Annotated in this window: 18 protein-coding genes and 1 tRNA gene; 12 read left to right on the top strand and 7 right to left on the bottom strand. The window is 68.4% G+C overall.

The genetic code is table 11. From position 1 onward, the window contains the following. Window positions 1–75 precede the first annotated feature (75 nt). Window positions 76–891, top strand: a complete 816-nt coding sequence (locus HFGMBDPB_RS28090; RefSeq protein WP_212646703.1) for a siderophore-interacting protein — start codon at window positions 76–78, stop codon at window positions 889–891. A 68-nt stretch (window positions 892–959) separates the two neighbouring features. On the opposite strand, the gene HFGMBDPB_RS28085 is transcribed toward HFGMBDPB_RS28090, so the two are convergent. After that, window positions 960–1036 (bottom strand) — tRNA-Met (locus HFGMBDPB_RS28085). 142 nt (window positions 1037–1178) lie between these two features. Between HFGMBDPB_RS28085 and radA the strand changes: the two genes are divergently transcribed. The 4 genes from radA (at window position 1179) to HFGMBDPB_RS28065 (ending at window position 4411) form a co-directional block, all read left to right on the top strand. Next, on the top strand, window positions 1179–2564 hold the full coding sequence (radA, locus tag HFGMBDPB_RS28080; protein ID WP_016448587.1) for a DNA repair protein RadA: 1386 nt from the start codon (window positions 1179–1181) through the stop codon (window positions 2562–2564). Window positions 2565–2647: 83 nt separating this feature from the next. Then, complete coding sequence (locus HFGMBDPB_RS28075) at window positions 2648–3097, top strand: glycerate kinase (RefSeq protein ID WP_212646702.1); 450 nt, start codon at window positions 2648–2650, stop codon at window positions 3095–3097. 44 nt (window positions 3098–3141) lie between these two features. Then, on the top strand, window positions 3142–4080 hold the full coding sequence (locus HFGMBDPB_RS28070) for a branched-chain amino acid transaminase (protein ID WP_016448585.1): 939 nt from the start codon (window positions 3142–3144) through the stop codon (window positions 4078–4080). Window positions 4081–4201: 121 nt separating this feature from the next. Continuing rightward, window positions 4202–4411, top strand: coding sequence for a zinc-finger domain-containing protein (locus HFGMBDPB_RS28065; protein ID WP_012202256.1), 210 nt, complete (start codon window positions 4202–4204; stop codon window positions 4409–4411). A gap of 31 nt (window positions 4412–4442) precedes the next feature. Here HFGMBDPB_RS28065 and HFGMBDPB_RS28060 read toward each other — a convergent pair whose 3' ends face one another. Then, window positions 4443–5303 (bottom strand): capsular polysaccharide synthesis protein, encoded by an 861-nt coding sequence (locus HFGMBDPB_RS28060; RefSeq protein ID WP_016448584.1) that lies wholly within the window; start codon window positions 5301–5303, stop codon window positions 4443–4445. A 130-nt stretch (window positions 5304–5433) separates the two neighbouring features. Between HFGMBDPB_RS28060 and HFGMBDPB_RS28055 the strand changes: the two genes are divergently transcribed. Genes HFGMBDPB_RS28055 through HFGMBDPB_RS28040 form a run of 4 tightly spaced genes read left to right on the top strand, consistent with a single transcriptional unit; the run spans window position 5434 to window position 9795 of the window. Beyond that, window positions 5434–6702, top strand: a complete 1269-nt coding sequence (locus tag HFGMBDPB_RS28055; protein WP_047468084.1) for an O-antigen ligase family protein — start codon at window positions 5434–5436, stop codon at window positions 6700–6702. Then, the gene (locus tag HFGMBDPB_RS28050; protein WP_013800191.1) at window positions 6699–7820 is read left to right on the top strand and encodes a glycosyltransferase; all 1122 of its coding nucleotides are present in this window, start codon (window positions 6699–6701) and stop codon (window positions 7818–7820) included. The genes HFGMBDPB_RS28055 and HFGMBDPB_RS28050 overlap by 4 nt, the downstream gene beginning before the upstream one ends. Next, on the top strand, window positions 7817–8845 hold the full coding sequence (locus HFGMBDPB_RS28045; protein ID WP_043791074.1) for a glycosyltransferase family 2 protein: 1029 nt from the start codon (window positions 7817–7819) through the stop codon (window positions 8843–8845). The genes HFGMBDPB_RS28050 and HFGMBDPB_RS28045 overlap by 4 nt, the downstream gene beginning before the upstream one ends. Next, on the top strand, window positions 8842–9795 hold the full coding sequence (locus tag HFGMBDPB_RS28040; protein ID WP_212646701.1) for a glycosyltransferase family 32 protein: 954 nt from the start codon (window positions 8842–8844) through the stop codon (window positions 9793–9795). The genes HFGMBDPB_RS28045 and HFGMBDPB_RS28040 overlap by 4 nt, the downstream gene beginning before the upstream one ends. Window positions 9796–9817: 22 nt before the next feature. On the opposite strand, the gene HFGMBDPB_RS28035 is transcribed toward HFGMBDPB_RS28040, so the two are convergent. After that, window positions 9818–10237, bottom strand: a complete 420-nt coding sequence (locus HFGMBDPB_RS28035; RefSeq protein WP_212646700.1) for a DUF4440 domain-containing protein — start codon at window positions 10235–10237, stop codon at window positions 9818–9820. Then, on the bottom strand, window positions 10209–11597 hold the full coding sequence (locus tag HFGMBDPB_RS28030) for an MFS transporter (protein WP_212646699.1): 1389 nt from the start codon (window positions 11595–11597) through the stop codon (window positions 10209–10211). The genes HFGMBDPB_RS28035 and HFGMBDPB_RS28030 overlap by 29 nt, the downstream gene beginning before the upstream one ends. 89 nt (window positions 11598–11686) lie before the next feature. Here HFGMBDPB_RS28030 and HFGMBDPB_RS28025 point away from each other — a divergent pair, with 89 nt between their 5' ends. Both HFGMBDPB_RS28025 and HFGMBDPB_RS28020 read left to right on the top strand, forming a co-directional pair. Further along, complete coding sequence (locus HFGMBDPB_RS28025; RefSeq protein ID WP_212646698.1) at window positions 11687–12598, top strand: LysR family transcriptional regulator; 912 nt, start codon at window positions 11687–11689, stop codon at window positions 12596–12598. 374 nt (window positions 12599–12972) lie between these two features. Then, window positions 12973–13410, top strand: a complete 438-nt coding sequence (locus tag HFGMBDPB_RS28020; RefSeq protein ID WP_012202265.1) for a hypothetical protein — start codon at window positions 12973–12975, stop codon at window positions 13408–13410. Window positions 13411–13425: 15 nt separating this feature from the next. On the opposite strand, the gene HFGMBDPB_RS28015 is transcribed toward HFGMBDPB_RS28020, so the two are convergent. The 3 genes from HFGMBDPB_RS28015 to HFGMBDPB_RS28005 all read right to left on the bottom strand — a co-directional run bounded on the left by HFGMBDPB_RS28015 (window position 13426) and on the right by HFGMBDPB_RS28005 (window position 16897). Continuing rightward, window positions 13426–14652, bottom strand: a complete 1227-nt coding sequence (locus HFGMBDPB_RS28015) for an ATP-binding protein (RefSeq protein WP_016453614.1) — start codon at window positions 14650–14652, stop codon at window positions 13426–13428. A gap of 8 nt (window positions 14653–14660) precedes the next feature. After that, window positions 14661–15422 carry a response regulator gene (locus HFGMBDPB_RS28010; RefSeq protein ID WP_016448575.1) on the bottom strand — a complete coding sequence of 254 codons (762 nt, stop codon included), beginning with the start codon at window positions 15420–15422 and terminating at the stop codon, window positions 14661–14663. 104 nt (window positions 15423–15526) lie between these two features. Beyond that, window positions 15527–16897 (bottom strand): AmpG family muropeptide MFS transporter, encoded by a 1371-nt coding sequence (locus HFGMBDPB_RS28005; protein WP_425558486.1) that lies wholly within the window; start codon window positions 16895–16897, stop codon window positions 15527–15529. 86 nt (window positions 16898–16983) lie between these two features. Here HFGMBDPB_RS28005 and HFGMBDPB_RS28000 point away from each other — a divergent pair, with 86 nt between their 5' ends. Then, window positions 16984–17712, top strand: a complete 729-nt coding sequence (locus HFGMBDPB_RS28000) for a helix-turn-helix domain-containing protein (RefSeq protein WP_013800199.1) — start codon at window positions 16984–16986, stop codon at window positions 17710–17712. Window positions 17713–17732 lie beyond the last annotated feature (20 nt).

The following is a 17732-nucleotide window of genomic DNA, read 5'->3' as shown; positions in this document are numbered from 1 at the left end:
GTTGACAAAGTCAACGGATGACGGAGAATTGGTGGACTAAATCAACATTCTAGGCCGTCACAGGCCGTTTCGCCAATGAACTTGCCCAATCCAGCCAACTCTGCCGTGGCGCCTGCCCCCGTCGTCCACCGTGTCCGCCATCCCTTCCGCGCCCGCCATGTGCAATTGCTCTCGCGCGAGCAGCCCAGCCCCGGCTTTGTGCGCCTGACCCTGGGCGGACCCGAGCTGGAGGACTTCGTGAGCGCCGGTTTTGACGACCACGTCAAGCTCATCCTGCCGCAGGCCGGGCGCGAACTGCCCGCGCTTCCCGTGCTGCTCGATGGCCGCCCCACCTTCGTGGAGGACGAGCGCCCCACCTTGCGCGACTACACGCCGCTGCACTACGACGCTGCGCGCCAGAACCTCATCATGGATTTCGCACTGCACGATGCAGGCCCCGCCACCGAATGGGCGCTGACCGCGCCCCTGGGCCAGTGGGTGGGCCTGGCCGGGCCGCGCGGCAGCCTGGTGATCTCGGCCAACCTGCCATGGCATTGGCTGTTCGGCGACGAGACCGCCATGCCCGCCATCGAGCGGCGCCTGGCCGAGCTGCCCGCCGGCAGCCGCGCCGTGGTGCGCGTGCAGCTGCGCAACCCTGCCGACCGCCGCCAGTGGAAGAGCACGGCCCAGCTGGACTGTGCCTGGGTCGAATCGCTGGTCGACGCCGTGCAGGCGCTGGAGCTTCCCCAGGACGACGACGGATATATCTGGGCGGCGGGCGAGCACAGCGCCATGGCCGAGCTGCGGCGCCTGCTGCTGGCCAAGGGCGCCGCGCCCAAGCGCATGCGCGTGGCCTCGTACTGGAAGCAGGGCCAGGCAGACCACCATGAAGACCTGAACGATCCCAGCTGACCTGCGTGGAGAAAAGCAAGAAAGGCACAGACGAAAAAAAGCCCACCGAAGTGGGCTTTTTTTCGTGGTGGTTGCGCGAGAAGGATTTGAACCTCCGACCTTTGGGTTATGAGCCCAACGAGCTACCAGACTGCTCCATCGCGCGGTAATTCCGCAGTAATTTCGTTTCACCGCATTTTGTGCAGCGAAGAAGGCAACTATAACCGATATCTCTTTGTCACGCAACTGCGTTAGACAACAGGCAGGCGGGCGGGGCGGCAGCCACCGCTCGGTATAGTGCCCAACCCATGGCCAAAGACAAAACCACGTTCATCTGCAATGCCTGCGGCGGCTCCAGCCCGCGCTGGCTGGGCAAGTGCCCGGCCTGCGGGGCCTGGAATTCGCTGATCGAGGCCGTTGCCGAGCCTGCGGGCGCGGGCAAGAACCGGCTCAGCCAGCCGCAGGGCTATGCGGGCCTGGCCAACGCCCAGGCCGTGATGCCGCTGTCGGCCATCGAGGCCCAGGACGTGGCGCGCACGCCCAGCGGCATCGAGGAGCTGGACCGCGTGCTGGGCGGCGGCATTGTCGAAGGCGGCGTGGTGCTGATTGGTGGCGACCCCGGCATCGGCAAGTCCACCCTGCTGCTGCAGGCCATGGATGCGCTGCACCGCGTGGGCTTGCCCACGCTGTATGTCACGGGCGAGGAAAGCGGTGCCCAGGTCGCGCTGCGCTCGCGCCGCCTGGGGCTGGAGGCCAGCCAGGTCAATGTGCTGGCCGAGATCCAGCTGGAGAAGATCCTCGCCACCATGGAGGCCACGCAGCCGGCCGTGGTCGTCATCGACTCCATTCAGACCGTGTACTCGGACCAGCTGTCCTCGGCGCCGGGCTCGGTGGCCCAGGTGCGCGAATGCGCGGCCCACCTCACGCGCGCGGCCAAGACCACGGGCATCACCGTGATCCTGGTCGGCCATGTGACCAAGGAAGGCGCCCTGGCCGGCCCGCGCGTGCTGGAGCACATGGTGGACACCGTGCTCTATTTCGAGGGCGACACGCACAGCAACTTCCGCCTGGTGCGCGCCATCAAGAACCGCTTTGGTGCCGTCAACGAGATCGGCGTCTTCGCCATGACGGAGAAGGGCCTCAAGGGCGTCACCAACCCCAGCGCCATCTTCCTGTCCCAGCACAGCGAGCCGGTGCCGGGCTCCTGCGTGCTGGTCACGCTGGAGGGCACGCGGCCCATGCTGGTGGAAATACAGGCCCTGGTCGACCAGGGCGGCCCCGCGCCCCGGCGCCTGTCCGTGGGCCTGGACCGGGACCGGCTGGCCATGCTGCTGGCCGTGCTCAGCCGCCATGCGGGCGTGGCCTGCGCGGACCAGGATGTCTTCGTCAACGCCGTGGGCGGCGTGCGCATCAGCGAGCCTGCGGCCGACCTGGCCGTGATGCTGTCCATCACCTCCAGCCTGCGCGGCCGCGCCCTGCCCAAGGGATTCCTGGCCTTTGGCGAAGTGGGCCTGGCCGGCGAAGTGCGCCCCGCGCCGCGCGGCCAGGAGCGCCTGAAGGAAGCCGCCAAGCTCGGCTTCACCATGGCCGTGGTGCCCAAGGCCAATGCGCCCAAGAAGGCCATCCCCGGCCTGACCGTGCATGCCGTGGAGCGCGTGGACGAAGCCATGAACATCGTCCGAGGGATGGGCTGAGGCACTGCCTTGCCGAGCGCATTGCGGGGGCATACGCACTGTCCGCAGCGGTCCTGCGGCGCCTCCATAAGACAATCGGCGCCATGAATTTGCGCAATATCCTGATTCCCCTGGGTCTGCTCGTACTGCTGGTGGCTGCGCACCAGTCCTATGGCTGGATGGGCGTGGTTGCCGTGGGCGGCGGCATCATGATGTGGCTGCTGCTGCATTTCACGCGGCTGATGTCCATCATGAAGAAGGCCTCGGACCGTCCCATGGGCTATGTGGGCAGCGCCGTGATGCTCAACGTCAAGCTCAAGCCCAAGGTCTCGCTGATGCACGTGGTGGCCATGACGCGCTCCCTGGGCGAGCGCCTGTCCGAAGACGGCCAGCATCCCGAGATCTACCGCTGGACCGACGGCACGCAATCCCATGTGACCTGCGAGTTCATGCATGGCCGGCTCGTGAAGTGGACCCTGGTGCGCCCCACGCCCGAACCCGAACCGCAACCCGAGACGGCGGCGGCGGCCCCCGAGGCAGCCCCCGCGCCCTAAAATAGCGGGTTGGTGTTCTGTTCAATACCCCCAAGGATGTTTCTATGAGCCCCGTTGTTCCCTCGATGGCCGATCGTGACGGCAAGATCTGGATGGATGGACAGCTGGTGGACTGGCGCGATGCCAAGATCCACGTGCTGACCCACACGCTGCACTACGGCTGCGGCGCATTCGAGGGCGTTCGGGCCTACAAGACCGAACAGGGGCCGGCCATCTTCCGCCTGGAAGACCACACCAAGCGACTGTTCAACAGCGCCAAGATCCTGCGCATGCAGATCCCGTTCACCCAGGAAGCGGTGAACCAGGCCCAGGTCGAGGTCGTGCGCGCCAACCAGCTGGAATCGTGCTACCTGCGCCCGCTGACCTGGATCGGCGACCGCAAGCTGGGCGTCTCGCCCAAGGGCAACACCATCCACCTGATGGTGGCTGCCTGGGCCTGGGGCGCCTACCTGGGCGAGGAAGGCATGCAGCGCGGCATCCGCGTCAAGATCTCCAGCTTCACGCGCCACCATGTGAACATCACCATGAGCCAGGCCAAGGCGGTGAGCAACTACACCAACTCCATCCTGGCCAACACCGAGGCGCTGGACGACGGCTACGACGAGGCCATCCTGCTGGACGCCTCGGGCTTCGTCTCCGAAGGCTCGGGCGAGAACATCTTCGTCATCAAGGACGGCGTGGTCTACACGCCCGACCTGTCGGCCGGCGCGCTCAACGGCATCACGCGCAATACCGTGATGCACATCTGCAAGGACCTCGGCCTGGAGGTGGTGCAAAAGCGCATCACGCGCGACGAGCTGTACATCGCCGATGAAGTCTTCTTCACCGGCACGGCCGCCGAAGTCACGCCCATCCGCGAGGTGGACCGCATCGAGATCGGCGCGGGCAGCCGCGGCCCCCTCACCGAAAAGATCCAGCAGGCCTTCTTTGACATCGTCAACGGCCGCAACCCCAAGTACGCCCATTGGCTGACTCGGGTCTGAGAAAAATGACCCCCACGCTACCCTTGCTTTGCAAGGTCCACTGCCCCCCGAGGGGGTGCTTTTCATCTTGGGGCGGCCCGGCGATGAAAATGACAGATACCCACGAAAGAGATAAGCAAGCATGACAACGAATGCCACCGTCGAACTGGCGGCCAAGGACCTCAACGCCCAGGGCGGCGTGTTCTGCCCCAGCCCCAAGGCCGACATGAAGCTGTGGAACAGCCATCCCAAGGTCTACCTGGACGTGGCCCACACCGGCGAGGCCAAGTGCCCCTACTGCGGCACGCTGTACCGCCTGAAGGCTGGCGAAGTCTTCGCAGGCGGGCATTGAGCAAAGCGGGCCTCGGCCCGCTTTGCGTGTCTCAGCGCGCTGAAAGCGCGCGGCTCCAGATGCTGTCTGGTGCAGCACCTCCGTGCAAGGCCAGCATGTCCGTGAAATGGCGCCGTTCCCCGCCGCGCAACTTGACGATGGGCGCCGCCACCTGTGGCGCCTTCGCCAGGCACAGCTGGGGGTAGAGCAGGTACCACTTCCAGCGCAGGGCGCGGTGGTAGAAGAAGGCGGTGTCCTCGGCCTTGAACAGCGTGAGCCGGGCATCGGGCAGCCGGCGCATCACCTGCTGGGCCGTCACATGGATCAGAAGGTAATTTGGATCGGGGATGCCCTGCAGCACCTCGGCGGCGTCGGGCCGCGACTGCAGGCGCTGCAGGTAGGCCGCAGGGCCCTCCACGATCAGCGCCTGGTGAAACTCCTTTTGCCATTCCGATACAAAGCGCGAGCCGGCCGGAGCGCAGAATGACCAGCTTTCGATCACGGGGTAGCGCCTGTCCCTGGTGAAGCCCTCAAGGTAGAAGCCGGTCAGCTCGGCGGCGCCTGCGCCGGCGCCCATCCAGTCCAGCGGCGCGGTCAGCAGCGTGGTGGCATCGAACCAGTAGCCGCCGTGGTGCGCCACCAGATACAGGCGCAGCCAGTCCGATTGCTTGGTGGGGTGGAGTTCGGCAAACGCCGCGGGAAGGTCGCCGCAGGCCACGTACTGGCCCAGGCTCTCTGGTGTCACGACGATGACCTGGTGATCCGGGCATTGCCGCCGCCAGCTGTCCACGCACTGCTGGACGAAAGGGTCCAGGCCGGACTGGTTCCAGTACGTCCAGATCGTCTTCGGGATGTCCGCTGCAAGACCATCGGCTGCCGGGGGCGATGGGGGCAGCTGCAAGGGCGCGGGCATGGTGTAATCTGCGCCGATTTTGGAAGGGGCTGCCCAGCGATGGAGCAGCCTGAATAAGACCGCAGGAATTTTTTTCATAGCGGATGGAAAGCGGAATGCCCGCATTTTGGGGCAGAAAGTCGCGGTCTTGATGAGATTTGACAAGTCGAAGCTGCCAGGGCTCCTCACGACCCTGGCCGCTGTTCTGGTGCCCGGACTGGCCTTGTGGCTGCGTTCGGGCTATTCCTATGGCGCGGGCCTCATGGCCCTGGGCGCCCTGTGTTTTCTGCCCCGCTGGGTCCGGTACAGGCAGTCGCCTGGCACCTGGCTGCTGGTGGCACTGTTCATGGGCATGGCGGTGATGTGGTACCACCTGTCCGTGCTGGACGGGGGCACCGGTCAGTTCGACCGCCCCGTGAAATTCATCCTGGGCGCGGTCAGCCTGCTGTTCGCCATGTGCTACCCGCCCACGGCGCGGATCTTCCTGTGGGGCATACCGCTGGGCAGCGCAGGCGCGGGCTTCATGGCCCTGTGGCAGGTCTGCGTGCTGGGCATGGAGCGGGCCACAGGCTACACCAATGCCATCCAGTGGGGCAACATGGCCTTGCTGCTGGGCTGCTTCTCGTGCATCTATGCCATGTCCTTCTGGCACCAGCGCTCCCTGCTGTGGCGCCTGCTGGTGCTGGCGGCCGCTGCAATGGGTGCGCTGGCTTCGCTGCTGTCGGGCTCGCGGGGGGGCTGGCTGGCGCTGCTGCCGATGTTCCTCATGCTGATGGTGCTGGTGCGCATGTACCGCCCGCAGTACTTCGGGCGCCTGTTGCTGGGCTGCGCTGCAATCGTGGTGGCGCTGGCCACCGTGATGGCCTTCATACCCCGCGTCAGCGAGCGCGTCGACGAGGTCTACCTGGATGTGAGCAACTACCTTCATGCCGGCAACTCCGACACCTCGCTGGGCACCCGGCTGGAGCAGTACCGGCTGGCCGTGCAGATGATCGGCGAGAAGCCCCTGCTGGGCTGGGGCATGCAGGGCTATGTGGACGAGATGCACCGGCGCGTGGACGCGGGTGACTATGGACGCTCCATCCGCGAATACAACTTCATCCACAACGACTTCCTGGACATCTGGGTCAAGCTCGGCGTGCCGGGCGTGCTGCTGCAGGCGGCACTGTTCATCTCGCTGCTGTGGCTGTTCTGGCCCTCGCGGCGGCGCATGGCGCTGTGGCCTGCGGACAGCACCCCCTGGCGCGAGGCCCTGCTGCTGCGTATCCTGGGCAGCCTGATGCCAGCCATGTACCTGGCGTTCGGCATGTCACAGCAATTTTTCGTGCACAACAGCGGCATCGTCTTCTTCGTCTTCCTCGTGGTGGCCCTGTGGTCATCGCTGCATGGCCTGGAAAGGGCCAGCGGAGCCGTGCGGTGACGGAGCGCGCCACCACGGCCCGGCCCCGGGTGCTGCACTTCGTGACGGGCGGCTTCTCGGGTGCCACCCAGGTGGCGGTGGACCTGGTGTCGGCGCACCGCGCGTCGGGCCGCTTCGACGCCCGGCTGGTGCTGCGGCGCAAGCGCAATACCTCCGATGAACGCGTGCAGAAGCTGCGCGACGGCGGCATCGATGTCGATGTGGTCGCCGGCTGGTCCCATGCCGCCACCGTCTGGCAGCTGCGCCGCATCTGCCTGGACTTCCGGCCGGACATCGTCGTTGCCCATGGTTTCAGCGACCACCTGTGGGGCCGCTTTGCCGCGCTGTGGGCCGGCGTGCCCTGCCTGGTGCATGTGGAACACAACTCGCGCGAGCGCTACACGCGCTGGCGGCTGGCGCAGGCCCTGTGGCTGACCGAGCGCACGGCCGCCATCGTCGGCTGCTCCGAAGGCGTGCGCCAGAGCCTGCAGGACCGTGGATTTCCTGCAGCCAAGCTCATGGCCATCAGCAACGGCATCCGGCCCGAGCCCTATCTGCAGGAGCCGCCCCCCTTGCTGCAGCGCCGCCCGGACATCGTCATGGCCGCGCGCTTTGCGCGGCAAAAGGACCATGCCACCTTGCTGCGCGCGCTGGCCGTGCTGCGCCAGCGCGGCCTCAAGCCCACGCTGACCCTGGCCGGCGGCGGCAAGGCGCGCGCCCAGCAGGCGGCGCAGCGGCTCAGCGCCGAACTGGGCCTGCAGGACCAGGTGCAATTCATCGGCATGTGCAACGACGTGCCCGGCCTGCTGCGCGCGCACCGCGTCTGCGTGCTGTCCACGCACTACGAAGGCATGCCCCTGTCCCTGCTGGAAGGCATGGCGGCGGGCTGCGTGGTGGTGGGCAGCCGCGTGGTGGGCGTGCAGGAAGTGGTGCGGCCCGGCGACAACGGCCTGCTGGCCGCGCACGCCGACCCTGAATCGCTGGCCGACGCCCTGCAGCAGGCGCTGCAGGATGACGAGGCCGCCGTGCGCATGGCCGCCACCGCGCGGCAGGAAGCCCTGTCGCACTACAGCCTGCAGCGCATGACCGGCCAGTACGAAGACCTGTTCGCCCGCCTGCTGCAGGGGGAGCGTCCGTGACCTGGCTCAGCATCCTGGTGCCCGTCTACAACGTGCTGCCCTACCTGGAGGAATGCCTGCAGTCCGTCATGGACCAGGCCGATGCCGGCGTGCAGGTGCTGGTGCTGGACGACTGCTCCACCGATGGCTCCTGGGCCCTGATGCAGCAGCTGGACCAGCGCTGGCCCGGCCGCCTGCAGCTCATGCAGCACGAGCGCAACGCCGGCCTGAGCGCGGCGCGCAACACCATGATCGAGGCGGCCACGGGCGACTACCTGTGGTTTTTGGACTCCGACGACAAGCTGCTGCCCGGCGCGATTGCCGGGCTGTCGGCCATCGTGAAACAACATGCGCCCGATGCCGTGCTCTGCGACTTCTCCGTCTGGCGCGAGGCCCCGCGCCTCAAGCACCGCCTGCGCGGCGAGGCGCACCGGCACAGCTTCCAGGGCCCTACGCTGCAGCGCTCGCAGGACCGGGGCGCCCTGCTGGCCGGCCTGCTGCGCACGGGCCAGCTGCATGCCTGGTCCAAGATCTCGCGCCGCAGCCTGTGGGATGCCGGCCTGCGCTTTCCTGCAGGCCGCTATTTCGAAGACATGATGACCATGCCGCAGATGGCGCTGCGCTGCAGCAGCTTCTACTACCACCCCCAGCCCTGGGTGGCCTACCGGCAGCGTGCCAACTCCATCCTTGCGTCCATGACGCCTGCCAAGGCCGCAGACCAGTCCGCCGCCCTGTGGCCGCTGGCGCAGGCCGTGCAAGCCCTGGAGGATGATGCGCTGCGCAACGACGGGCGCCTGCACTTCGCCTGGGCGCACCAGGCTGCGCGCAACCTCATCGGCGCCCTGCGCTTTCTCGACCGGCAGCGGGACATGCCGCCCGCGCAGCGGCAGGCACTGGCGCAGCAGTTCCTGGCGGACTTCGGCCGCATCTCCCCGCTGTCCCTGCCGGCCCTGCGCCAGGCCTATGTGCGCAGGGGCTGGGTGCTGCGCGCCTGGAAGCTGCGCCGCTGGGAGCAGTGGGCACGCCAGCAAGGAGCCCCTGCATGAGCGCCCTGAAACTGAAAACCCGGGGCGAGCTGTGGCTGGCGGCGGGCATGCGCCGCTTCTACGCCACCTTCGCACGCCGCCTGGAGCAGGGCCCCGCGCCCGACTTCCGCAGCCACGACATTGGGCCTGCGGCGCCCGTGCCCGTCTCCACGCCCATACCCCGCATCATCTGGGCCTACTGGAATGGCGACTCGGTGCCGCTGCTCATACAGCGCTGCTTTGACAACTGGGCCCGCCTGAACCCCGGCTACAGCCTGCGCATCCTCAACGACGCGCAACTGCCGCAATACGTGCCGCAACTGCCCGGCAACCTGCAGCAGCTGCCCGTGGCCAAGCGCTCGGACTGGCTGCGCCTGGAATTGCTGCACCGCCACGGCGGCATCTGGCTGGACGCCAGCACCATCCTCACCGAGCCGCTGGACTGGCTGCTGGAGCAGCAGCAGCGCAGCGGCGCCGACCTCGTCGCCTACTACCTGGAGCGCTACACCCGCGACCTGCAGGTGCCCGTGGTCGAGAACTGGCTCATGGCCGCGCCCCCGGGCAGCGCCTTCATCGCGGCCCTGCACAAGGAATACGTGGAGCAGGTCCTGCCGCAGACGGGCGAGGCCTATATCGCCCAGCTCCAGCAGGCCGGCGATTACGAACAACTGCGCCAGGGCATCGACATGCCCGCCTACCTCAGTATGCACCTGGCCATGCAGCGCGTGCTGCGCGCCGGTGGCAGCTACCGCCTGCGGCTGGCCAAGGCCGAGGACGGCCCCTTCTTCCTGCACGTGCAGGGTAACTGGGGCCGCACCCCGCTCAAGATCCGCCTGATGTTCTCGCGCGCCGAACAGGCGCCCGTGCCGCTGATCAAGCTGCGCGCCCCCGACCGCAAGAAGCTGGACTTCTATCTGGAGCGCGGCCTCTACGTGCCCGGCAGCATCGCCGACCGATACCTGCGGGGCTGAGTGGCGAGCGCGGACTGGGCCATCAGCCCATTGCCGTCTCATGCAGGTAGTGCCACAGCACCCCTTGGCCCGCACGTTTGAGGATCACGACTGATCGGCGCGAGGTCTGCACGCCGTCCAGGCGATGGGTTTCCAGATAGCGCATGGCCAGGCCGGCCGCGTCCCGCCATATGGGCTGCATGTCGCAGACGCATATCTCCAGCCCTGGCCGCTGGCCGGCCGCGCGCCGGAACATCTGTTCCACATCGTCCAGGCCTACGAGTCTGCCTGTGGTGGTCACCATGCTGAACTCCGGGCTGAACTGCGGCATCAGCGCCTGCAGCGCCTCCTGTGCACCCGCTGGTTGGGTGAAGACGGTGTGGATCAGCTCGTGCACTTGGTGGATGCTGCGTTCGGCGATGCCGATGTCAATGTCACGGTCGATGGGCTTGTTGTCTTGCATGGTGGTCCTCGGGGGTGTGCAGCGATCGCAGGTGCAGCAGGGGCACAAGCCCTGCCAGCGACGCGATCAGAAACGTCATGTGATAGGCCCGGCCTGCGTCCAGGCGGGTGGCGAGCGTGTTGAAAACCATCAGGAAGAACGCAGCGCCCACGCTGAAGGCCATCTGCCGGTTGAGGTTCCAGATCACGCTGGCCTGCTGCGTCTGCCGGCCATCGAAGTCCAGCAGGGCCGTCGTCTGCGCGGTATTGGCACCCAGGCCGCCGCCCAGGCCCATCAGCCCGTAGGCGGCCACCAGCAGCCAGGGGTCGGCAGGGGCCGCCACGGCGGCCAGCGCCGCAATGCCCAGGCTGTGCAGCACCATGCTGGCGATGAACAGGGGCCGTGCGCCCGCGCGGTTGTACAGCCGGCCGCCCACCAGCATGGACACCAGGGCGCCGCCTGCGTAGACCATCATGAATCGGCCTGTGGCCTGCGCGCTCAGGTGCAGCATGTCCTGCAGGTAGAAGATGTTGAGCAGGTTCACGCCCGTGAACACGCCGGGAATGGCGTGGTAGACGGCCACCGACATGCGCAGGCGCGGGCTTTTGAGCAGTTGCAGTTCCACAATGGGGTGGGCCGTCTTGCGGGCATGGAGGGCATACAGCACCGTGAAGGCCAGGCCCACCGCCATGCCCAGCCAGGCCAGCGCCAGGCCCTGGCCCGAACCTTGGCCTGCGCCATAGAGCGACATGCCAAGCAGCCAGGCGGCCAGCGCGGCGCTGACCAGCACCAGGCCTTTGAGGTCGGGCCGCTGCCGGGAAGTGGCCGGTGCATCGCGCACCCACAGCCAGGCCAGGCCTGCTGCGGCCAGGGCCAGCGCAATATTGGAATGGAACACCCAGCGCCAGGAGCCGTGGTCCACGATCAGCCCGCCCAGCCAGGGCGAGAGGGCCGGCGCGATCAGCGCCACGGCCATGACCAGCGTGGAGACACGCGCGCGCTCCGGTCCCTGGAACCGATTGAAGGCCAGGGCCTGGCCCACTGGGATCACCAGGCCGCCCGCCATGCCCTGGATGAAGCGCCAGCCCACCAGCTGGCCGAAGCTGCCCGCCTCGCCGCAGGCCCAGGCGGCCAGGGCGAAGGCCAGCATGGAGCCCGCCATCAGCCCGCGCGCGCCCCAGCGGTCGGCCAGCCAGGGGGCGAGGGGAATGGCCAGCGTCAATCCCAGCATGTAGGCATTGGCCACCCAGGCCCCGGCCGAGATGCCCACATGGAATTCGGCCGCAATCGTGGGCAGCGCGACGGCGGGCATGAAGATGTTGATGCAGTCGACGAAGAAACCCATCAGGAAAACGGTGGCCAGGCGGTATCGGTATGTCATCTTGCGCTTTCAGGAGGGGCAAGACTAAAGAGCGCGGGCGGCCACGTCGATGGGGCTATGCTGGACTCTTTGTTTGACTGGATTGAACAATGACCCCCACAAGCACGACCATGCACACGCTGCTCCACCGCGCGCAGACGTTTCTGGCCGTGGTGGATTTCGGCTCGTACACCAGGGCGGCGGACTTCCTGGGCATCAGCAAGGCCATGGCCAGCCTGCACGTGAAATCGCTGGAAGAGGCGCTGTCGGTGGCCCTGCTGGTGCGCAACACCCGCAGCATCGCCCTGACGGAAACCGGGCGGGAGTTCTACGACGAGTTCAAGGGCATCGTCCGCGACGTGGGCAGCGCCTTCGACAACGCCATGCACAGCGGCAACCGCATCGCGGGCCGGCTGCGCATCAGTACCACCAGCGAATACGGGGAGAAGTACATTCTTCCGCTGATCCCGGCCTTCCTGGAGCGCTACCCGGGCATCTCGGTGGCCTATGACGTCAACTCTTCACTGAGCGACCTGGTGGCCGAAAAGCTGGACCTGGTCGTGCGCCTGGGCCACCTGGCGGACTCCAGCTTCAAAAGCCGCAGGCTGGCCGGCTACGACATCGTGCTGGTGGCCTCGGCCGCCTTCCTGCGCAGCCATCCCGTGCGCCAGCCCGAAGACCTGGCGGACCTGCCCTGGATTGCCAACAGCAACCTCGCCCATCCCACGGCCTGGACGCTGCGCACTGCCGGCGGCCAGGGCGTGGACGTGGTGGGCCGGGCGGCCCACCAATCCAACTCCTCCACCGCCATCCGCGCCCTGGCCCGGTCCTCGCTGGGCGTGGCCGTGCTGCCTGCGTGGTTTGTGAAGGACGACCTGGCCGGCGGCGTGCTGCAGCGCGTGCTGCCGGACCACGCCCTGCCGCCCCAGCCCATCAGCGTGGTCTTTCCCGACAGCAGCCACCTGCCGCGCAAGACCCGCGTGTTCATCGACTTCCTGTGCGAGCACCTGGGCCGGGATTGAGGGCTCGGCTGGCCGGCCGGCCCTGGCCCCGTTAAACTGCCCGCAAGCCGAAAGGCCCGGTGCGTAGAAACACCTTCCGTGAGGTTGCAGCCCCCACCTTAAAGCGGGGCTTTGTCATGCCTTATCTCGTCGGATTGGCACATTTGCTTGCGCCTGTCCGCATGGTTTCGGGCGTGGTGGGGGCTATCCGCAAGGACGCCCGCACGGCTACGGACGTGTTTCTAACCACCACGCCCACCTGTTGTGCGTAGAAACTCAACCGGTGGTTTTCTGTGATCTCGTAGGAAAACAGACCATGACCCTCCCCATCCTTGCCAGCCCCAGCGCTGCGCTTGCCCCTTCCAGCTCTCTTCTCTATCAGGAGGGCTGACCCCATGACATCCCGCAAAAACACTGCCGGTGCGGCAGTGCAGGCGCAGCCTTTGCCCAAGCGGTCGCAAGCCGCAAGGCCTTCCGACTGGCCCAGCGCGTGGCAGGCCATGCATGTCTGTCTGGTCGTCATCGAGGGGAGGCTGGTCACCCTGGCCGAGGTCTGTGGCAAAAAGCCCGACCGCAAGGCCCGCCAGTTCGACGTGGAATGCGCGGTGGAGCTGGCGCTGGCGCACATACGCCGCATGCGCGCCGACCCGCCGGACAGCCACCAGGCGTTCGAGCAGCAGTGGCACCTGGCGTCCTGCGCCATCGAACTGGCCGATGGCGCCTACCGCTTCCCCCGCTCGCGCTACGGCCGCCTGCTCAAGCGCACCCGCTGGCATTTCGACCTGCTCAGGGATCTGGTGGAACGTGTGGAGTGGCAGCACCGGCGCGGCTGAGCCGCAGGCGGCAGCTCAGGCCAGCGGCAGCCGCAGCACGAAGCAGGCGCCCGGCTGGCCGTCGGCGCGGCCTTCGCAGTGCACGCTGCCGCCGTGGCGCTGGGCGATGGAGCGCACCAGGGCCAGGCCCAGGCCCACGCCGCCCGAGCGCTCGCTGGCGCCGGGCAGGCGGAAGAACTTCTCGAAGATGCGCTCGCGGTGGGCCGGCGCCACGCCGGGGCCATGGTCGCAGACGCGGATCTCGGCCATGGCGTCCTGGCGCGCCAGCTCCAGCGTGATGGCGCCCTGGCTGTAGCGGCGCGCGTTCTCCAGCAGGTTGCGCACGGCACGGCGCAGCAGCTTGGAGATGCCGGGCACTTCCAGCGCGTCAGTGGACTGCAGGTCCAGGTCGGCATCCACGCGCGCGCATTCCTCGGCGGCCAGGCCGATCAGGTCCACGGGCTCTATCGTGCCCACGTCGCCCTCATAGGTCTCCAGACGGCTGGCCAGCAGGATCTCGTCCACCAGCTGGTCCAGCTCGCTGATGTTGCGCTGGATCTCGGCGCGCGCGCGGGCGCTGGCCGGGTCGTCGCCCATGAATTCCAGGCCCATGCGGATGCGCGTCAGCGGCGAGCGCAGCTCGTGCGAGGCATTGGCCAGCAGCGATTTGTGCGAGGTCACCAGGGTCTCGATGCGCGCGGCGGCGGCGTTGAACTGGTGGGCCAGGTCGGCCACCTCGTCGCTGCCGTGCTCGGGCACGCGCACCGACAGGTCGCCCTCGCCAAAGCGCTTGACGCCGCGCTGCAGGTTCTCCAGCCGCTTGAGCAGGCGGCGGATGATGGGGAACACGCCCACGGCCACGGCCACGCCCACCAGGCCCAGCAGCCACAGAAAGCCGAAGGGCGGGCGCAGCCAGAAGGCGGCGGCGCCGTCGTGCGGCGGGCGGTCACCGCGCGGCGGGCGCGGCGCCATGTGCAGCATGTAGGTCTGGCCGTCCGTGCCTTCGATCTCGAAGCGCAGGCCCTCCTCGGGCGGGCCGGGCAGGCGCCGCGCGCGGCCCTGGGCGATGACCTTGCCGTCCGCATCGCGCATGGCCACGTCGCGCGAGGGCGGCGAGCTGGCGCTTTGCACGTTCTGCGCGTTCTGCTCGGCCGCGATCTGCCAGGCCCAGGCCACCGTCAGCGTGAGCACGGCCACGCCGCCCACCACGGCCAGCCAGATGCGCAGGTACAGGCGCTGGGAGAAGAGGGACAGCAGCTTCATTCGCTTGGCTAGTCTTGTTGCTTGGCGAAGACGTAGCCCACGCCGCGCACGGTCAGGATGCGCTTGGGCGCCTTGGGGTCGGCCTCGATGGCGGCGCGGATGCGGCCCATGTGCACGTCGATGGAGCGGTCGAAGGCCTCCAGTTCGCGGCCTCGCACGGCCTCCATGATCTGGTCGCGCGTGAGCACGCGGCCCGCGCGCTCGGCCAGCGTGACCAGCAGGTCGAACTGGTAGGAGGTCAGCTCGCAGGGCTGGCCCGCCACGGTGACGCTGCGTGCGTCGCGGTCGATCTCCAGGCTGCCGAAGCGCAGCGCCGTGGCCGGCTGGCCTGCGGCCGAGCCCTCGCCGCCGCCGCCGCGCCGGCGCAGGATGGCGCGGATGCGCGCCAGCAGCTCGCGCGGCTCGAAGGGCTTGGGCAGGTAGTCGTCGGCGCCGATCTCCAGGCCGATGATGCGGTCCATGGGGTCGCCCTTGGCCGTGAGCATCAGCACCGGCACCTGCGCTGCGGCGCCTGGCAGGGCGCGGATGCGCCGGCAGACCTCCAGGCCGTCCATGTCGGGCAGCATGAGGTCGAGGATGACGAGGTCGGGCAGGTCGGCGCCGGCCACGCCGTCGGCGGGCTGCAGCTGCTCCAGGCCGCTGCGGGCGTCGCCCATGTGCGTGACCTGCAGGCCGTTGTTGCCCAGGTAGTCACCCACCATCTGCGCGAGGCGGGTGTCGTCTTCGATCATCAGAAGATGGTGCGTACTCATGGAGGGCAGTGTATTCATGCTGGGGCCTGGCGTCGTGTTGCGACGATGCTCGCAGCGCCCCGTCAGCCGCGCTTGTCGCTTGCGTAAAGTTCGGTAAAACAGCGCAGCCTGCGGCCAGCCGCTCAACTGCCGCGTTGCGCGGGCCGCACCGCATGCACGCGCGAGGCCAGTGCGATCAGCACCAGCACGGGCAGGCCCAGCAGGGCCGTGGCCTGGAAGAAGCTCACGTAGCCATGCGCATCGACAAAGGCGCCCGAGAAGCCGGCCAGCCATTTGGGCGCCAGCAGCATCATGGAGCTGAACAGCGCGTACTGCGTGGCCGAGTACTGCACATTGGTCAGCCCCGACAGGTAGGCGATGAAGGCCGCCGAGGCGATGCCGCCGGCCAGGTTGTCCGCGCTCACCACCCAGACCAGCGCATTCACGTCATGGCCGCGCGTGGCCAGCCAGGCGAACAGCAGGTTGGTGGCGGCCGACAGCGCGGCGCCCAGCATCAGCACGCGCATCACGCCCCAGCGCATGGCCAGCGCCCCGCCCAGGAAGGCGCCCGCCAGCGTCATGATCACGCCGTACACCTTGGTCACGGCGGCCACTTCGTCCTTGGTGAAGCCCATGTCCACGTAGAAGGGGTTGGCCATGATGCCCATGACCACGTCGCTGATGCGGTAGATGGCGATCAGGCCCAGCACCAGCAGCGCCTGCCAGCGGTAGCGGCCCAGGAAGTCGGCAAAGGGCTCGACCAGCGCGCCACGCAGCCACTCGGCCGCGTTGCGGGCAGGTGCCAGCGGGCGTGGCACCGGTTCCGGCGAGAGCAGCACGGTCAGCATGCCCACGGCCATGGAGGCGGCCATGGCCAGGTAGGCCACCTGCCAGGCGCCGCTCTGGTAGCCCGCCATGCCCGCCACCTCGGCGCGGGCGGCCAGCCACAGCACGCCGGCGCCGGCCCAGATCATGGCCAGCCGATAGCCGGTCTGGTAGGTGGCGGCCAGCGCGGCCTGGCGCTCGGTATCGGCCGATTCGATGCGGTAGGCGTCCAGCGCAATGTCCTGCGTGGCCGAGCCGAAGGCCACGGCCAGCGCGCACCACACCAGCGGCGTGAGCGAGACGCGCGGATCATTGAACGCCATGCCGCACAGCCCGGCGACGATGAGCATCTGCGCGAACAGCAGCCAGCCGCGCCGCCGCCCCAGCCAGCGCGTGAGCAGCGGCAGCGGCATGCGGTCCACCAGCGGCGACCAGACCCACTTGAAGGCATAGGCCAGGCCCACCCAGCTCAGGTAGCCGATGGTGGTGCGGTCCACGCCGGCCTCGCGTAGCCAGAACGACAGCGTGCCCAGCACCAGCAACAGCGGCAGGCCTGCCGAAAAACCCAGGGCCAGCATGCGCAGACTGGCCGGCTCGGCATAGACGCGCAGGGTCTGGCCCCAGCTGCGGCGGGGCGCGTCAGTGGGGGTGGAAGGGGCGGAGGAGGTGGTGGTGGACGGCTCGGTCATGTTGGGCTGCGGCAGGCTGCGGCCATTATCGGGCCCATGGTGGCGCGGACTGGCGCGCGCTACCATCGCGGGCACAGGATGCCGCCATGGCCTACACCCTCTCTTCCCTCCACAGCGATGCCGCCGCGCAAGACGGCGCGGCCGATGCCACCGATACCGCCTTCGCGCCGCACAGCTCGGTGCGTAGCTACAGCGGCGAGCACCAGGCCCATGCCCACGGCCATGCGCAAATCCTCTATGCGCTGCAGGGCCGCATGGAGCTGGAGGTGGGCGGGCGCAGCGCCTTTGTGGACGCCGTCAGCGGCATGCTCATCCCCGCCGGCGTGGACCACGGCTACCTGGCGGCGCCGCGCTCGCGCGTGTTCGTCATCGATGCGCCCAGCGGCCCGGGGCTGGACCGGATGCGGCGCTTTTCCGTGCCGCCCGCCCTGCGCGGCCGGGAGTCGGAAGGCCCGGCCGCCGAGCAGCTGGCCCAGGTGCTGCAGGCGCCCGGCCTGCTGGCGCGCCGGGGGCTGGACCTGCAAGGGCTGGCCGCGCAGGTGCAGGCCGCATTGCACGAGGACTGGCCCACGGCCCGGCTGGCCGCCCTGTGCCACATGAGCGCCCAGCGCTTTCACGCGCGCTTCGTGGAACTGGCGGGCCAGCCGCCCCAGGCCTGGCTGCGCGGCCTGCGCCTGGATGCGGCCGAGCGCGGGCTGGCGCGGGGCCTGCCCCTGGAGGCCACGGCGCTGCGCTGCGGCTATGCCTCGGCCAGCGCCCTGGCCTATGCGCTGCGGCGCGACCGGGGCGTGACGGCGCGGCAACTGCGCGGCTAGCCCGTTCACAGTCTTGCGGA

This window comes from Delftia sp. PE138, assembly GCF_018320755.1.
Classification (GTDB): domain Bacteria; phylum Pseudomonadota; class Gammaproteobacteria; order Burkholderiales; family Burkholderiaceae_C; genus Comamonas; species Comamonas tsuruhatensis.
This window is presented reverse-complemented; position numbering and strand designations above follow the sequence as displayed.

Coding starts and splice junctions, on each gene's coding strand:
- HFGMBDPB_RS28090 (WP_212646703.1), top strand. CDS start 76: ATGAACTTGCCCAATCCAGCCAACTCTGCCGTGGCGCCTGCCCCCGTC.
- radA (WP_016448587.1), top strand. CDS start 1,179: ATGGCCAAAGACAAAACCACGTTCATCTGCAATGCCTGCGGCGGCTCC.
- HFGMBDPB_RS28075 (WP_212646702.1), top strand. CDS start 2,648: ATGAATTTGCGCAATATCCTGATTCCCCTGGGTCTGCTCGTACTGCTG.
- HFGMBDPB_RS28070 (WP_016448585.1), top strand. CDS start 3,142: ATGAGCCCCGTTGTTCCCTCGATGGCCGATCGTGACGGCAAGATCTGG.
- HFGMBDPB_RS28065 (WP_012202256.1), top strand. CDS start 4,202: ATGACAACGAATGCCACCGTCGAACTGGCGGCCAAGGACCTCAACGCC.
- HFGMBDPB_RS28060 (WP_016448584.1), bottom strand. CDS start 5,303: ATGCCCGCGCCCTTGCAGCTGCCCCCATCGCCCCCGGCAGCCGATGGT.
- HFGMBDPB_RS28055 (WP_047468084.1), top strand. CDS start 5,434: ATGAGATTTGACAAGTCGAAGCTGCCAGGGCTCCTCACGACCCTGGCC.
- HFGMBDPB_RS28040 (WP_212646701.1), top strand. CDS start 8,842: ATGAGCGCCCTGAAACTGAAAACCCGGGGCGAGCTGTGGCTGGCGGCG.
- HFGMBDPB_RS28035 (WP_212646700.1), bottom strand. CDS start 10,237: ATGCAAGACAACAAGCCCATCGACCGTGACATTGACATCGGCATCGCC.
- HFGMBDPB_RS28030 (WP_212646699.1), bottom strand. CDS start 11,597: ATGACATACCGATACCGCCTGGCCACCGTTTTCCTGATGGGTTTCTTC.
- HFGMBDPB_RS28025 (WP_212646698.1), top strand. CDS start 11,687: ATGACCCCCACAAGCACGACCATGCACACGCTGCTCCACCGCGCGCAG.
- HFGMBDPB_RS28020 (WP_012202265.1), top strand. CDS start 12,973: ATGACATCCCGCAAAAACACTGCCGGTGCGGCAGTGCAGGCGCAGCCT.
- HFGMBDPB_RS28015 (WP_016453614.1), bottom strand. CDS start 14,652: ATGAAGCTGCTGTCCCTCTTCTCCCAGCGCCTGTACCTGCGCATCTGG.
- HFGMBDPB_RS28010 (WP_016448575.1), bottom strand. CDS start 15,422: ATGAATACACTGCCCTCCATGAGTACGCACCATCTTCTGATGATCGAA.
- HFGMBDPB_RS28005 (WP_425558486.1), bottom strand. CDS start 16,897: ATGACCGAGCCGTCCACCACCACCTCCTCCGCCCCTTCCACCCCCACT.
- HFGMBDPB_RS28000 (WP_013800199.1), top strand. CDS start 16,984: ATGGCCTACACCCTCTCTTCCCTCCACAGCGATGCCGCCGCGCAAGAC.